The following is a 14,798-nucleotide window of genomic DNA, read 5'->3' as shown; positions in this document are numbered from 1 at the left end:
CGTACCGTCGGCCCATGACAGTCCGACCGTTCACCATCGACGTGCCGCAGCCGGTTCTCGACGACCTGCGCGAGCGGCTGGCGCGGACGCGCCTGCTCGACGACTCGCCCCGTCGTCCGGCCTCCGGCATGACCGCGGCGTACCTGAGCGAGCTCGTCGCGACGTGGTCGTCGTTCGACTGGCGTGCGCGCGAGGCGTGGCTGAACGAGCATCCGCAGTTCCTCGCCGAGGTCGACGGGGCGACGCTGCACTTCGCCCACCGGCGGTCGGCCGTCCCCGACGCCCCGGCGCTCCTGGTCATGCACGGCTGGCCGCACACGTTCGCCCTGCAGCTCGACTTCTCCGACCTGCTGCCGGACTTCGACGTGGTCGTGGTGAGCCTGCCGGGGTTCACCTTCTCGCCACCGCTCGACGGGCCGATCACCGAGCAGCGGATCGCCGGGCTCGCGCACGCGCTGATGACCGACGTGCTCGGCTACTCGCGCTACCTCACCTACGGCGAGGACGTGACCGCCAACGTCAGCGACCTGATCGCGGCGACGCACCCCGAGGCGGTCGCGGGGATCGTCGTCACGCACGCGCACTTCCTGGCGCAGGACGAGCGGGAGGCGACGACCGACCCGACCGAGCGCGCCTTCTACGACCGCATGGCCGACGGCTGGTACCAGCAGGCCGGCTACGCACACGTCCAGGGCACCCGGCCGGACGTCCTCGCCGCGGCGCTGAACGACTCACCCGCCGGACTGCTCGCGTGGATCGCCGAGAAGCTCGTCGAGTGGAGCGACACCCCGCCCGGCGACCCTTCGGCGGTGGAGCGGCGCATCTCCCGCGACCGCATCCTCACCGAGGCCACGCTCTACTGGGTCACGCAGACCATCGGCACCTCGTTCCGGTCGTACTTCGACGGGCAGGACGCCGAGGTCCCACCCGTCGAGGTGCCGGCGGCGGTCTTCGTGCAGCGGCACGAGCACGACAACCCCGAGTCGGTCGCGCGGCGGTTCTACCGCGACCTGCGCGTGTTCGAGCGACTGCCCGAGGGCGGCCACTTCGCCGTCGCGGAGGTTCCGGCGGCGATGGCCGAGCGGGTGCGCCGGTTCGCGGGCGAGCTCGAGGGCTGATCAGGCCTCCGGGATCGGGCGGCCGAAGGCCTCGAGGGTCATCGCCTCGGGCTCCGGACCGCCGCGGTGACCGGTCTCGAGGCCGTCGATGGTCGCGAGCTCCTCGTCGGTGAGGTCGAATCCGGTGACGTCGAAGTTCTCCGCGATGCGCGACGGGGTGACCGACTTCGGGATCGCCGAGCGCCCCTGCTGCAGGTGCCAGCGCAGCATGACCTGCGCGGGCGTCCTGCCGTGCGCGGTGGCGATCGCGCCGATCGTCGGGTCCTCGAGCGTCGAGGTGTGCCCGGAGTCGCGGTAGAACGTGATGCCGCCGATCGGGGACCACGCCTGGGACACGGTGCCGTGAGAGGCGTCGGCGGCCAGCACCGCCGGCTGGCGGAAGTACGGGTGGATCTCGAGCTGGTTGATCGCGGGCACCACCGCCGTCGCGGCGAGCAGGTCGTCGAGGTGGTTCGTCATGAAGTTCGACACCCCGATCGCGCGGACCCTGCCGTCGGCGAGCAGCGTCTCCAGCGCGCGATAGGCATCGATCGTGAGGTCGAACCGGCTGGGCAGCGCCTGGTGCAAGATCAGCAGGTCGATCGTCTCGATGCCGAGCTTGGCGGCGGACTTGTCGAACGCGTGCAGGGTCGCGTCGTACCCGTAGTCGCTGATCCAGACCTTCGTCTCGACGAAGACGTCGTCGCGCGGCACCCCGGACTCGCGCAGCGCCTGCCCGACCTCGCGCTCGTTGCCGTAGGCCGCCGCCGTGTCGATGTGCCGGTACCCGACCCCCAGCGCCGAGCGCACCGCCGCGATCGTCTCGTCGGGCGGGGTCTGGAAGACGCCGTAGCCGAGGGCGGGCATGGTCACGCCGTTGTTCAGGGTGAGGGTGGGGATCGTCATGCGCTCCACGCTAGGCCCGGAGCAGCCGTCGAGGCAGGGGCTGTCGGAACCCCTCGACCCCTTCCGCGCTCCGAACCCGGGGAGGACGGGCCACCGTGCGTTGAGGGGTTCAAGGGATCGTCGACGTGCTCGTCCGGACCGCGCGCGACGGTGACCTGTCTCACGTTCCGCCCGATCGGGCGTGCTCAGGTCTCACCATGAAGTGCAAGCGGCCCGACGCCCCGCTGGCCGCCACCCTCGGAGGAGGTGCGCCATGGCCCAGGACGACACGACGCTGCACTGCGGTGAGTGCCGGACCCGCTACCCCGTCGGTCGCCTCGCGCGCGAGTGCGAGCTGACGCACGGCGTCCGTCTGGTCTACGACAACTCGAGCTTCTGGATCGGTGCCGGCGACACCGGACCGCGCTACTCGCAGGACCGCGGCTGAGCGGTCCTCGCTAGTCGAAGAACGGCGGGAGCAGGTCCTCGTCGGGTTCGTCGGACGTCTTCAGCGTGCCGTCCGTCTGCGCGATCTCGACTCGCCACCAAGGTGCGTTCACGTCTTCGATCCTCGTGCGGCGACAGACGACGGCACAGGGCCGAAAGGCCCGACAAGGCAGCACTGTCGGTGCGTGCTGCGTTCGCGCGCCGACGCAGCGGCCCCGGGAGCGAGACCGGGTGTGCCGAGCGTGGTGGTGACACGTGCCTGGTCGTCGGCGGTCGCCGGTGCCACAGTGGTCGTATGCCGAGTCTGTTCGAGGCCGCCGGCGGGCACGACGGGCTCTACCGGCTCGCCGAGGCCTGGCACGAGCGTGTCCTCGCCGACGAGGTGGTGAGCCACGCGTTCAGTCACGGCTTCCACCCGCAGCACACCGAACGGCTGGCGGCCTACTGGGTCGAGGCGCTCGGCGGTCCCGACGAGTACTCCCAGCGGTACGGCGACGAGTCGTCGGTGGTGCGGATGCACAGCGGGAACGGCCCCCACGAGGAGATGGACCGCCGCGCGATCGCCTGCTTCGATGGCGCGCTCGACGACGTCGGGCTCACCTCCGACCCGCGCCTGGCCGCCGCCTTGCGTGTCTACTTCGCGTGGGCGACGACCACGACGATGGCCCGCTACGAGTCGTCGGCCGACGACGTGCCCGCGGGCCTGACGATCCCGAAGTGGACCTGGGACGGGCCGGCCGACTGAGTGATCGCCCCGCCTGAGCCCGCACCGGCCCTGGTGCGGCCAACGCGGCCAACGAGGGTGGCCTGGGAAGGCATACGGGCAGGTCGCGACCGATAGCGTGCCCTCGTGACGACCGTCGACCGCACCCGCCTGGCCGCCCTGCTCGAGCGGGAGGTCGAGAGCTATCGCGCTCTGCACCCGGAGTCAGCGGCGCTGCGAGATCGCGCCGAGCACCTGTTCGGCCGGGTGCCCATGACCTGGATGAACATGGGTGCAGGTGGGTTTCCCCTGGCGTTCAGCACGGCCCGCGGGGCGCACATCACGGACGTCGACGGCCTGGACTACGTCGACTTCGCCCTCGGTGACACGGGCGCCATGGCGGGCCACTCGCCGGAGCCCACCGTTCGTGCGGTGCAGCAACGGATCGCCGAACAGGGCGGCATCACGACGATGATGCCGACGCAGGACGCCGAGACCGTGGCGGCCGAGCTCGCCGACCGCTTCGGGGTCCCACAGTGGTCGTTCACGCTGACCGCCACCGACGCGAACCGCTGGGCGATCCGGCTGGCGCGCATGGTGACCGGGAGGCCGCGCGTGCTCGTGTTCTCGTACTGCTACCACGGGACGGTCGACGAGTCGCTGGTCGTGGTCGGGCCGGACGGCACCCCCCAGGTCCGTCCCGGCAACGTCGGCCCCGCGGTGGATCCGACGACGACCACCCGGGTCGTGGAGTGGAACGACCTCGACGCCCTCGACCGCGAGCTCGCCCACGGGGACGTCGCGGCGATCCTCACCGAACCGGCCCTCACCAACATCGGCATCGTCCTGCCGGATCCTGGCTTTCTCGACGAGATGCGCGCCCTGGCCACCCGGCACGGCTCTCTGCTCATCATCGACGAGACCCACACGTTCTCCGCCGGCCCGGGCGGCATGACGAAGCGCGACGGCCTCGCTCCCGACATCGTCGTGATCGGGAAGTCGATCGGCGGCGGCATCCCGAGCGGCGCGTACGGGCTGAGCGCCGACGTCGCGAACGCCGTCCACGACTGCGTCGCTCGCGGTACCGCCGACATCGTGGACGTCGGGGGGGTCGGCGGCACGCTCGCGGGCAACGCGCTGTCGCTCGCGGCGATGCGAGCGACGCTGCAGGAGGTGCTCACCGCGCAGGCGTTCGAGGGCATGGTGGAGCTCGCGAGCCGCTACACCGCCGGGATCCAGCAGACCATCGACGCCTACGACCTGCCCTGGTCCGTGGTGCAGCTGGGCGCCCGGGCGGAGTACCGCTTCGCCCGACCTGCGCCGCGCGACGGCGGGGCCTCGGCCGCCGCGGCGGACCCGGACCTGGACGCCTTCCTCCACCTCTTCCTGGCCAACAGGGGGATCCTGCTGACGCCGTTCCACAACATGGCGCTCATGTCGCCGGCGACGACCGCGGCCGACGTCGACCGTCACCTCGCGGTGTTCGCCGAGGCGGTCCGGGAACTCGCCGGGTAGCGGGTGGATCACCCGTGCGAGCGGGCGAGATCGTTCAACAGCTCGGGCCTTCGAGCCGATAAGTCATTCGTGCGTCGCCGGCGCACGGTCAGCCATCGTCTCGCCGGGAGGGTCATGCCTCCGACCGAAGTGGGCGCCACCAGCCGCGAGCTGGTCCTGGTGTCGGAGTTCGGCCCGCTGGACGAGCTCTCCGACGTGGCGCACCAGAGCTACCTCGACGGCTTCTCCACGCGGGCCGTGGCTCAGTGCCGCCAGTGGGTGTGCGTGACGGACGCCGCCGGCGACTGGCTCACGTCGCTCTACCTGCGCTACATCGAGGCGATCGCCCTCCAGGAGCTCGGCGAGCACCGGGCCGCCGTGATTGCTGCCCAGACTCTCCTGACGAGCCTGGGCGAGGCGGCCATGCCGACCTGGCGCGCCAAGGCGCTCGCCATGGTGGCCGAGGCGAGCAACAGCCTGGGCGAGCACAGCGTGGCGATCGCCGCGACGGCAGAGGCGGACTGGCTGCTCCAGGACATCCCGGCCGACAGCTACGGCCATCTGTCGGCGAGCATGGCGGTGGCACTGGCGATGCGGTCGGCGCACCTGGTCGAGCAGTCGGAGGCCGCACTCAGCGCGATCACCCGGCAGGACGAGCCCGAGCTCCAGCTCCTGGTCGCGCAGGAGATGGCGATGCTGAGCGCCTACTGGGCGACCGCACTGCTCACCCAGGGGCGGGTGGACGAGGCCGACGCCCACCTCGCGCGGACCGCCAGCAGGGCAAGCCGCATGCGAAGGCTCGCGCAGAGGGCGTCCCAGCCGTCGATGGAGGCCCGCGCCGGCGTCATCGAGGCGTACGCGCTGCTGCACCTGGGCGAGCCGGACCTGGCGTTCAGTCGGGCCCGTGGCGCGGCCGAGGGCTTCTCGGCGCGCCCCGAGCTCCTCGAGACCCACCTGCTGGGGCTCGTCCTGGCCCGAGCGCACGTCGAGGCGAGGGAGTACGGCGCAGCGGCCGAACAGCTCCACGCCGTGCTCGAGGCGACCCAGAGCCCGAGCCGCGAGGTGTGGGCGGGAGCCGCTCGAGCCGAGCTGGCCGACCTCATCGTCGCCGAGCACGGCCCGCAGCCCGCGATGGACCTGTGGCGGCAGACCGCGCAGGCGGCCCTCGGGCGCGCGTGGGCCGAACGAGAGGCTCGGTACTCCGCGCTGCGGGACCGGCACGACCTGCGCCGCCTGGCCTCGGAGACCTCCCGAGCCGGCCGGGCGGCCGGCCAGGACCCGCTGACCCAGCTCGCCAACCGCCGGGTCCTCCCGGAGGCGTTCGCCTCGGCCGCGGACGGCGCGTACGCGGTGTTCGTCGACATCGACCAGTTCAAGGCCATCAACGACACCTGGTCCCACTCGGTCGGGGACCTCGTCCTGCAGACCCTCGCGGAGATCCTGCGGGCCGCGTCGCGCAGCGGCGACGTCGTCGCGCGGTACGGCGGCGACGAGTTCGTGATCCTGCCGAGCGACGGGGGACTGGCCGCACAGACCGTCGCGCGGCGCGTCCATGAGTTCGTCCGGCGGCGTGCATGGGGCGAGCTCGCCCCAGGCCTCGAGGTGACGGTGTCCGTCGGTGTCGGGCCGCTGGTCGCCGGTGACCATCCGCTGCACGCGGCCGACCTTGCCCTGCTCGCCGCCAAGGACGCCGGCCGGGACCAGGTCGTCGTCGCGTACGCCTGAGCCACCGCGAGCGACGTGGCCGGTACAGCGACGGCCCGCACGTGCCTCGACGAAGCCGACGGACTCACTCCCCGATAAGTTGCCTCAGTGATCCACGCCCGCCCCGTCGCCGTCGCCGTCGCCGTCGCCTCAGTGATGCTCACGCTCGCGCTCGGGGCGTGTGCCGGACGAGCCGCCTCGGCGACCGATCCCGCTGAGCCCACCGAGATCGCCGCCCGGACCGAGTACGTCGGGATCGCGCCCGAGCTCGTCTACGTCACGGAGGTCGACGGGTTCGACCTCTGGCCGCAGTCCGTCGGCGTCATGGGCGACGACGGCATGTCGGCGACGTACGGCACGAAGGACGGGGGGCGCACGGTGGCGCTGACGACCGATCGGCACACCGACCCGAGCGTCGCCCGATGTGCCGAGCTGCCGGACGCCGCGGCGGCGGTCCTGCGGTGCTCCGTCCAGCGCGGCGAGGCGTACATCCTGCTCGAGGGCGACGGCGTCGACCCCGAGACCCTGCGGACGGCCGCCGACGCGGTCCGCGTGCCGACGTCGGGCGAGCTCGGTGACCTGTTCGCGGAGCTCCCGACGCCGCAGGGCCCGGTCGAGCGACCCGATCTGCAGCAGGGTGGCGAGGGCCAGCAGGCTGACCCACCGGCGCTGGGCGGCTGACGCATGACGCACGACGTGACATCGGTGGCACAAGGGTGCATCTTCTGCGCCATCGCGGCCCGACGGGCCGAGGCCAGTGTGGTGTACGAGGACGAGACCGTCGTCGCCTTCATGGACCTGAACCCCGTCACGCCCGGCCATCTTCTCGTCGTCCCGCGCACCCACGCCGCGGGCCTGGACGACCTCGATCGAGGCACGAGCGCTCACGTCTGGTCGGTCGGTCACGACATGGCGCGAGCCTTGCGACGATCGCGCCTGCGCTGCGAGGGGATCAACCTCCTGCTCTGCGACGGCGAAGCCGCGTTTCAGACGGTCTTCCACTTCCACCTGCACGTCATCCCTCGCTTCGGCGGAGACGGCTGGATCCTCAGGTCGGAGCCGCCGGAACGGGCGAGATCCCTCCTCGACGGCGACGCACGAGCGATCACGGATGCCCTCGCGTCGATGTTCTGAGGCGTCCGCCCGGCGAGCTGGACCCACGTCGGGCACCTGCCCGCGGCCTCGTCGGGGGAGACTGGTGACAGCAAACTGCTGCCTCGACAAGGAGTGACCCGTGCCCCAGGGAACTGTCCGCTGGTTCGACGCCGAGCGAGGCTTCGGCTTCCTCTCCCTCGGGGACGAGGCCGAGGACCTGTTCGTCCACGCCTCCGAGATCCTCGACGACGGCGGACCGCGGCTTCTCCGAGAGGGGCAGGTCGTCGAGTTCGAGGTGGGCGAGGGAGACCGCGGCCCGCAGGCTCGTCGCGTCCGGGTCATCGGCGACCACGCGCCCGATGCACCCCTCGGCGTGCTCGGCACGGTCTCCTGGTACGAGCCGGGCAAGGGGTACGGCTTCGTCACGCCCGACGGCGGCGGCGCGGAGATCTTCGTGCACAGCTCGGCCATCGTGGGCGGCGGCGTCGTCACGGACGGGCAGCGGGTCGCGTTCCTCGTCGTCGACGGCGAGAAGGGGCCGCAGGCGGACCACCTGCTCCCGCTCGGGGCCCAGGCCGCACGGGCCGTGGCGTCCGACGGAGCCGACGGCACCGTGTCCTGGTACGACGCGGACAAGGGCTTCGGGTTCGTGACCCCGGACGCCGGAGGCGAGGACGCCTTCGTCCACGTCCGGGAGCTGCTCGGAGGGCTGTCCGAGCTGTCCGACGGGGATCGCGTGACGTTCGACGCCGCCGCGGGCGACAAGGGACCGCAGGCTCGCAACGTCCGGCTCGTCGGCGGTTCGGGACGTCGCGGTGCGCCGCCCGCGCCGTCGGGCCGCGGTCGATACGGCGCCCCGAGCGAGTCCGCCGGCTCCGTGCGCGGCGGCGAGGGAGTCGTCGCGCGGTACGACGCGGAGCGTGGGTTCGGGTTCATCACCCCGGACGCCGGGGGCGCGGACCTGTTCGTGCACGTGTCGGTCGTCCGCGGCGCCGACGCGTTGGAGGAAGGCGACCGGGTCCGCTACAAGGTGCGCCAGAGCGATCGGGGACCGCAGGCCGACAGCGTCGAACGGGCCTGAGGGCCGGGGCCTCAGCCCGCCGGGATGCCGTCGATCACGGCGCGCAAGGCCGCAACGTGCACGCCGAGCGCCGTCCGGCCCGTCGGAGTGAGCGCGATCCAGGTGGTGCGGCGCCCGCGGTGCACTCCCTTTCGGCTCACGACGTAGTCGGCGGCGGCCAGTGCGGACACGTGCTTGGACAGCACCGAGTCGCTGACGTCGAGCTGGTCGCGCACGGTGGCGAACTCCGCCTCGGACACCGCGGTCAGCATGGACAGCAGCATCAGCCGCGCGGGCGGGTTGATCAGCGGGTCGAGTGCTGCGCTCATCGTGAGTTCGCGGCCAGCAGGCCCAGCGCGACGACCGCGACGCCGAGATAGAGACCGAGGAGCACCCTCGACTCGGTCCGCAGCCCGCGCTCGGGAACCTCCCGGTAGCGGCGCATCCAGCGCCGGCCGCACAACGCGTAGGCGGCGCCGCCCGCGGACGAGACCAGCAGGGCCAGCCACCAGAGCCCGCTGTCCGCGGCGACGTAGGCGACGATCGCGGCGCCACCGTACGAGAGCGACGCCCACAGGTCGGTGCCCAGGACGACCCGGCCCGTGAACCCGTCGAGACGCACCCCGTTCAGCCGACGGAACCGCACGACCTCGACCAGCGCGGCGACGAGGAAGACGACGACACCGGCGGCCACCCAGGCGAGGACGGAACCCTCCGACGCTCCGACGTCGTCGGCACTCGCGATCCCGATGACCGCCGTGGCGATCTGGACCGCGACCGCCGCGCCGATGAGCACGTCGTGACCGCGTGGCACCTGGACCGAGCGTGCGATGGCGGACCGCGCCCGGTCGGACGCATCGAGGGCGGCGGCCGCCGCAGCGGGGTCCATGTTTTCCATGTTGGAAAGTATGGATCGAACTTTCCAATATGGCAAGTATCCAGCGTCCGGACTGCCGCCAGCGAGTCCGGCGCACCGGCCGGGCGCGCCTAGCGGTCGGCCAGGAACTCGAGCATCCGCTCCACCACGAGATCCGTCTGCGCCTCGTCGTAGGTGGGCAGGGAGCTGTCGACGAACAGATGTGTGTCGCCGGGGTAGGCGTAGACGGCGCCGGACCCCGCGATGGCGATCTTCGCCTCGGCGTCGGCGACCGCCTCGGGGCCGAAGAACTCGTCACCTGTGTGGCCGTGCACCTGCAACGGGACGCCGGGCGTCCAGCCACCGAAGTCGTCCGGGCCGGTGCACGCCTCGAGGAACACGGCGCCGCGTGCTCCCGGTCGCCTCGCGACGAGCAGGTGCGAGTACACGGCCCCCATCGAGATGCCCGCGTACACGACGTCGGTGGGCAGCCCTTCGGCCGCGGCCGTTGCCCTGGCGACCATCTCGTCCCACCCGAGCGTCTCCTCCTCGTGGGCCATGCCGGCCGCGAGGTTGTCGAACACGCGCCCGTCCCACAGGTCCGGCGTGTGGACGGTGTGGCCTGCGGAGCGCAGGCGATCGGCGAGCGCGCGGACTCCGTCCGTCAGCCCGAGGACGTGGTGCAGCAGCAGGACCTCCGTCATCCGGGCACCCTCCCACCGTCGTCCGACACCGACAAGCGGTCGGCCGGTGGTTGCCGACGACATCGACGCGCACTGGCTGCTCTTTCGCTCCCGTGCCCGACCGCGGCGCCGAAATACCGTGCTCGCCAGGTCCCGTTTCGGGCATCCTTGCCGCCGTGGACCCGTACCTGCAGACCGAACGTGTGACGCTGCGCCGCTTCGGCGCCGACGGCGCCGACCTGCTGACCGAGCTCGACAGCGATCCCGCGGTCATGCGCTACCTGTCCGGAGGCGAGCCGACCGCGCTCGAGGTGTACCGCGATCTCGGCATGCCGAGCATCCTCGCCGGCTACGACCGGTGGGCCGGCGACTTCGGCCTCTTCGCGGCGTACGAGACGGCGGGCGGCGCGTTCATCGGGTGGTTCTGCCTGCGTCCCGAGCGCGACGGGCCGCTGGACGAGGCCGAGCTCGGATACCGGCTGCGGCAGGCCGCCTGGGGCAGGGGCCTGGCTACCGAGGTGTCCGCGGCCTTGCTCGCGAAGGCGTTCACCGACCTCGACGTCCGCATGGTGTGGGGCGAGACGATGGCGCTGAACCGCACGTCGCAGCACGTGATGGAGAAGGTCGGGATGGTGGTCACGCAGACGCTGGAGACGCCCGAGGACATGATGGCGGTCGAGGGCGCCGAGCTCGGCGGCTTCAGGTATGAGGTCACCAGGGAGCAGTGGGAGCGGTCGCAGGGCCTGGAGGAATTCATCGGGTCACCGCGCGACCTGCAGGCGGACAACCGTCCGACGACGGTCAGCCCCTCTTCCCGTAGAGACTGACGCGCCGCGGACCCGCCGCCATGCTCAGCCGACCTCGGCACTCAAGGCGACGTCGAAGCCCGCGCCGTTGCGCGCCAGGCCCATGAGGAGGATGCCGGCCCATTCGAGGACGTGAGTCATCTCGAGCCCTCCGACGTCGAGGGGGCGCATGTCCAAGCTCGTCAGAAACGCCGCGAAGCGTGCCTTCGCGTCGGCGCTGTCACCGGCGAAGAGCACGTCCAAGGGCTTGTCGGCGGCAATGACGCCGCGGAATATCGAGTTGAACGCCTTGACGACGTGCGCACCCTTCGCGGCGGCGGCGATCTGCTGGGAGACCGAGTTGCCGGGCGTGGTCACGACCCCGCTCGCGTCGGCGTTGAACGGGTTGGTGATGTCGACCAGGATCTTGCCGGCCAGCGCATCGCCGTAGTGAACGACGGCGTCGACCGCGCCCGCGTACAGGACGGCCATGATGACGATGTCGCCCGCCGGCCTTGCGCCGAACGTCCCTACGGTGGCTCCGTCGCCGATCTGGTCGGCAGCCGCGCGAGCCTTGGCGGCGTCCCGGCTCATGATCTCGACCAAGTGGCCGTGTCTCGCTGCCCGGGCGCCGATGGTCGTGGCCATGTTGCCCGAGCCGATGATGCTGATCGTGGTCATGATGATCGTCCCTCCGTGGTGTCCGGCGTGCATACCGGATCGGTGCTGGCCCTTGAGGCCGTCCCCGCTTAACCGGAGGGATGCCTCAGGATATTCCGGAGGGGTGCCTCCCGTAGACTCGGCGGGTGAGCACCAGCGACATCGAGCAGACGCGGAGGCCGCTACGCCGCGACGCTCGCGAGCGCCGTGCCAAGCTCATCGATGCGGCGCAGCGCGAGTTCGCCGCGCACGGTGTGGACGCCTCCTTGGAGAAGATCGCGCGCGACGCCGGGGTCGCCATCGGCACCCTGTATCGCCACTTCCCGACACGTCTGGACCTGCTCATGGCCGCCTTCAGGCCGCGGCTCGAGGAGTTCCTCCGTGGCGCCGACGAGGCGATGGGGATCGACGATCCGTGGGATGGCTTCGTCGCCTATCTGGAGAACCTGTTCGCGGTGCAGGCGGGCGACCGAGGATTCAACGACTTCCTCTCCCGACGCTTTCCCGGCAACGCTGTCACCGAGTCCATCCACGATCAGATGTGCCAGCAGATCGAGGACGTGCTCGCCCGAGCGCAAGGAGCCGGCGCGGCACGCCTCGACATCACTCGGGCCGACATCGTCAACCTCATCTGGTCCAACGGGCGGATCATCGACGCCACCAGCTCCACGGCGCCCACGGCGTGGCGGCGCCCTCTCTACCTCATGCTCGACGCCTACCGCGCCGAGGGAGCACATCCGATCCCCGAACCGCCGATGACGGACGAGCAGCTCTATGACGCCATGGTGCATCTCAGCCAGGCGGACTAGGGCGCACCTGCGCGTCACGCCAGCCGGATGTACAGGTCCCTGAGGAGGGCGATCTCAGCGCCGTGGTGGACGACCTCCTGGTTCATCCACCAGACGACGTCGAGGAAGGTCTCCTCGGAGTCGGAACCGTTCGGGTAGGTGCTGTAGCCGACCGTGTCGAGGGCGGCGTCGTCGGCTCCCAGGAGTGTCGCGCGCCATGCCGCGACCGCTGCGGTCAGCCCCGCGACGGCTCCCGCTGCTGTGCCCTGCGGCTCGTCGGACGCCTCCGTGTGGGTGTGGGTGCCGTCGGTGTGGTCCGCGCGGCCCGCCAGCGTCTTGGCCACGTGGTTGATGCGCCAGCCGATGCTCGTGACCGGCGGCGGCCAGGGGTGCGGGCGGCCCCCGTCGTGGCCCCACTCGCCCGCTCCGACGAGTCTCGTCGCGCCGAGGCCGCCGGGCCCGTCCGTCTGCCGGCGAATGGTCCACGCGCCGGGGACGGGCTCCCAGAGGAGCTCCGCGTCCGTGAGCGGCTCGACCACCACCTGCTCGTCGTCGCCGCTGTCGACCCAGGGGCCGCTGAGGCGCTGCAGGAGCCGGGTGCTGGCGAAGTCGTACTCGGCCAGCAGGGGGGCGAGGCGCGGGGGGACGGTCACGCCCCGACCGTTGCGCGTGGGGCGTGCCGACCGCAAGAGGATTCTCGACGACGTAGGACGCAGGCTTTCTCCTTCATCGTGCTTCAGCCGCGGCAGCGGCGGCCCGCGCCAACCACGCCGGAACGTCGCCGTAGCGTTGGCCCGGCACGAGCTGGCCCTCGGCGCTGCACTCGATCAGCTGTGCCATCCGGCGGGCGCGGGTGACGTCCTGCTTGGCTGAGGTGACCCACACGGCGCAGAACTTGCGGTAGGTCGCAGTCGACGCCTCCCAGAACGCGGTGGCCGCCGGCGACGCAGCCAGCTCCTCGGCAAACGAGTCCGGGAGTCCGGCCCACGGTCGCTCGTGACTGTAGGGCGCCTCTTCGCGGGTGCGCTGCTCCCAGATCGCCAACCCGCTCGGCTGCATCCGCCCCTCGGCGCGCAGCTTCTCGACGAGATCGAGATTGACCCGGCTCCAGTGGGACGTCTTCTTGCGAGGGGTCCAGCGCTGCCGCCGGGACTCGTCGTCGATGCGTTGCGAGACCGAGTCGATCCATCCCCAGCACAGCGCCTCGACGACCGCTTGCTCCCAGGTCAGGCCGCGATCAGCCGCGCCCTTCTTCTTCAAGCCCATCCACAGCATCGTCTCCGTGTCGTGGTGCAGTGCCAGCCAGGCACCGAACTCCTCGGGACTGTCGAAGAACCGCGCAGGTCGTTCGGGCGAGCCGTCCATCCGCCCCGGAGTCCTGGACTCTGCCTGGTCACGTGTCATCTCAGATCGCGCTCGGACGGATCGCGATCGCCTCGACCTCGACCAGCTGGTCGTCGTACCCCAGGACGCTGACGCCGAGCAGGGTGCTCGGGGCGTCGTGGGTGCCGAAGGCAGCACGGACGACGTGCCAGGCGATGCCGAGATCGGCCTGCTGGGATGACGCGACGTAGATGGTCGTCTTGACGACGTCGGTCAGCTGCGCGCCGGCGGCCTGCAGCGCGGTGACGAGATTCGCCATGACCTGTGCGGCCTGTCCGGCGACGTCGCCCACAGCGACCGTCCTGCCGTCGGCGTCGAGCGGGCAGGCTCCCGCGGTGAAGACGAGCTGGCCGGGCCCGGCAACAGCCGCGTAGGCGTAAGGCGCTCGCGCCGTCAGCTGCGGAGGTCGGACGAAGGTGATCGCGGGCTCGGACGACATGGCGACCCACGCTAGCGGGCGGAGGTCGAGGACGTGCAGGAGCAATCGCATGCCGGCCCGAGCGAGCAGTCGTCGTCGCGGTGGCGGGGCGGTGGGTACTGGCGAGGGGTTCCGCCTGCCGAGCTCTGACGGGCGGGCTGCTCATGAGTCAGAGGGTGGCGCGCATGACCCACCGCCACTTGGCGATGCGCCGGTCCCTCACAAATCCATGCCGCTCGTACAGTTCTTCGGGTCCGGTGTGGAGATATGCGCCTCGCTGCGGGGGTCGATCCGCCGTTTGTTCCGGATAGGCCTCGACGACGCCGCCGCCGGCGCGGTGGATCTCGTCCAGGGCCCCTTGCACGGCGGCCGCAGCGATCCCGTGGCCGCGGTCCTTCGAGTTCGTAAAGATGCATCCGATCCGCCAGTCGGGCGGATCCTGCGCTTCAGCGTCGTAGGCGCGGCGGTTCTTGATGTTGGGGAGCTCCGGTGGGGTGCCGAACTGACACCAGCCGACACATCTCTCCTCGTCGTAGACCAGTACCTGGCGCACGGCACCGTGCTGCACGAGCTGCTGCTTGGCGTCCCGGTTGCCCTGGCGCGTCCCGGTGGAACCGCCCGGATGGAATCCCATGCACCAGCAGCCACCCCACACACCGTTGTTCGACTCGACGAGCGCAGCGAAGTCGTCCCACGTGTCCGGCGTCAGCATCCGGGTGGTCAGCGCCATGGCGCGATTC

General features: G+C 71.4%; 19 protein-coding genes. 10 read left to right on the top strand and 9 right to left on the bottom strand.

All coding sequences use genetic code 11. The features are described 5' to 3' along the window. Positions 1-14: 14 nt before the first annotated feature. Positions 15-1,118 carry an epoxide hydrolase family protein gene (locus AC1DUE_RS00255; protein WP_477037371.1) on the top strand — a complete coding sequence of 368 codons (1,104 nt, stop codon included), beginning with the start codon at positions 15-17 and terminating at the stop codon, positions 1,116-1,118. On the opposite strand, the gene AC1DUE_RS00250 is transcribed toward AC1DUE_RS00255, so the two are convergent. Continuing rightward, positions 1,119-2,003, bottom strand: a complete 885-nt coding sequence (locus AC1DUE_RS00250; RefSeq protein WP_477037370.1) for an aldo/keto reductase — start codon at positions 2,001-2,003, stop codon at positions 1,119-1,121. Between the two features lie 253 nt (positions 2,004-2,256). Here AC1DUE_RS00250 and AC1DUE_RS00245 point away from each other — a divergent pair, with 253 nt between their 5' ends. The 7 genes from AC1DUE_RS00245 to AC1DUE_RS00215 all read left to right on the top strand — a co-directional run bounded on the left by AC1DUE_RS00245 (position 2,257) and on the right by AC1DUE_RS00215 (position 8,506). Beyond that, on the top strand, positions 2,257-2,430 hold the full coding sequence (locus tag AC1DUE_RS00245) for a hypothetical protein (RefSeq protein WP_477037369.1): 174 nt from the start codon (positions 2,257-2,259) through the stop codon (positions 2,428-2,430). A gap of 294 nt (positions 2,431-2,724) precedes the next feature. After that, positions 2,725-3,174 (top strand): group II truncated hemoglobin, encoded by a 450-nt coding sequence (locus tag AC1DUE_RS00240; protein WP_477037368.1) that lies wholly within the window; start codon positions 2,725-2,727, stop codon positions 3,172-3,174. Between the two features lie 105 nt (positions 3,175-3,279). Continuing rightward, positions 3,280-4,647: a transaminase gene (locus AC1DUE_RS00235; RefSeq protein ID WP_477037367.1), complete on the top strand. Its 1,368-nt coding sequence runs from the start codon at positions 3,280-3,282 to the stop codon at positions 4,645-4,647. A gap of 114 nt (positions 4,648-4,761) precedes the next feature. Next, a complete protein-coding gene (locus tag AC1DUE_RS00230) occupies positions 4,762-6,351 on the top strand; it encodes a GGDEF domain-containing protein (RefSeq protein ID WP_477037366.1) in 1,590 nt (529 codons plus the stop codon). A gap of 87 nt (positions 6,352-6,438) precedes the next feature. Beyond that, on the top strand, positions 6,439-7,011 hold the full coding sequence (locus AC1DUE_RS00225; RefSeq protein WP_477037365.1) for a hypothetical protein: 573 nt from the start codon (positions 6,439-6,441) through the stop codon (positions 7,009-7,011). 24 nt (positions 7,012-7,035) lie between these two features. Further along, positions 7,036-7,464: an HIT family protein gene (locus AC1DUE_RS00220; RefSeq protein ID WP_477037364.1), complete on the top strand. Its 429-nt coding sequence runs from the start codon at positions 7,036-7,038 to the stop codon at positions 7,462-7,464. 100 nt (positions 7,465-7,564) lie between these two features. Beyond that, on the top strand, positions 7,565-8,506 hold the full coding sequence (locus AC1DUE_RS00215; protein ID WP_477037363.1) for a cold-shock protein: 942 nt from the start codon (positions 7,565-7,567) through the stop codon (positions 8,504-8,506). A gap of 11 nt (positions 8,507-8,517) precedes the next feature. Here AC1DUE_RS00215 and AC1DUE_RS00210 read toward each other — a convergent pair whose 3' ends face one another. The 3 genes from AC1DUE_RS00210 to AC1DUE_RS00200 form a co-directional block, all read right to left on the bottom strand. Further along, a complete protein-coding gene (locus tag AC1DUE_RS00210; protein ID WP_477037362.1) occupies positions 8,518-8,814 on the bottom strand; it encodes a transcriptional regulator in 297 nt (98 codons plus the stop codon). Further along, on the bottom strand, positions 8,811-9,383 hold the full coding sequence (locus tag AC1DUE_RS00205; protein ID WP_477037361.1) for a hypothetical protein: 573 nt from the start codon (positions 9,381-9,383) through the stop codon (positions 8,811-8,813). Before AC1DUE_RS00205 ends, AC1DUE_RS00210 begins: the two co-directional genes overlap by 4 nt. A gap of 89 nt (positions 9,384-9,472) precedes the next feature. Then, positions 9,473-10,045, bottom strand: a complete 573-nt coding sequence (locus AC1DUE_RS00200; RefSeq protein ID WP_477037360.1) for a dienelactone hydrolase family protein — start codon at positions 10,043-10,045, stop codon at positions 9,473-9,475. A 155-nt stretch (positions 10,046-10,200) separates the two neighbouring features. Here AC1DUE_RS00200 and AC1DUE_RS00195 point away from each other — a divergent pair, with 155 nt between their 5' ends. Next, positions 10,201-10,851, top strand: a complete 651-nt coding sequence (locus AC1DUE_RS00195) for a GNAT family N-acetyltransferase (RefSeq protein WP_477037359.1) — start codon at positions 10,201-10,203, stop codon at positions 10,849-10,851. Between the two features lie 24 nt (positions 10,852-10,875). On the opposite strand, the gene AC1DUE_RS00190 is transcribed toward AC1DUE_RS00195, so the two are convergent. After that, a complete protein-coding gene (locus tag AC1DUE_RS00190) occupies positions 10,876-11,490 on the bottom strand; it encodes an NADPH-dependent F420 reductase (RefSeq protein ID WP_477037358.1) in 615 nt (204 codons plus the stop codon). A gap of 125 nt (positions 11,491-11,615) precedes the next feature. Here AC1DUE_RS00190 and AC1DUE_RS00185 point away from each other — a divergent pair, with 125 nt between their 5' ends. Further along, positions 11,616-12,278: a TetR/AcrR family transcriptional regulator gene (locus AC1DUE_RS00185; protein WP_477037357.1), complete on the top strand. Its 663-nt coding sequence runs from the start codon at positions 11,616-11,618 to the stop codon at positions 12,276-12,278. 14 nt (positions 12,279-12,292) lie between these two features. Here the strand turns inward: AC1DUE_RS00185 and AC1DUE_RS00180 are convergent, their stop codons facing one another. The 4 genes from AC1DUE_RS00180 to AC1DUE_RS00165 form a co-directional block, all read right to left on the bottom strand. Beyond that, on the bottom strand, positions 12,293-12,910 hold the full coding sequence (locus AC1DUE_RS00180) for a DinB family protein (RefSeq protein ID WP_477037356.1): 618 nt from the start codon (positions 12,908-12,910) through the stop codon (positions 12,293-12,295). A 73-nt stretch (positions 12,911-12,983) separates the two neighbouring features. Then, complete coding sequence (locus AC1DUE_RS00175; RefSeq protein WP_477037355.1) at positions 12,984-13,622, bottom strand: YdeI/OmpD-associated family protein; 639 nt, start codon at positions 13,620-13,622, stop codon at positions 12,984-12,986. Between the two features lie 40 nt (positions 13,623-13,662). Beyond that, the gene (locus AC1DUE_RS00170; RefSeq protein WP_477037354.1) at positions 13,663-14,079 is read right to left on the bottom strand and encodes a RidA family protein; all 417 of its coding nucleotides are present in this window, start codon (positions 14,077-14,079) and stop codon (positions 13,663-13,665) included. A 148-nt stretch (positions 14,080-14,227) separates the two neighbouring features. After that, complete coding sequence (locus tag AC1DUE_RS00165) at positions 14,228-14,788, bottom strand: GNAT family N-acetyltransferase (protein WP_477037353.1); 561 nt, start codon at positions 14,786-14,788, stop codon at positions 14,228-14,230. Positions 14,789-14,798: the final 10 nt, after the last annotated feature.

This window comes from Cellulomonas sp. P4_A2 (genome assembly GCF_056402515.1).
Note: the sequence above shows the minus strand (reverse complement) of the source record. Positions and strands in the feature narration are given on the sequence as shown.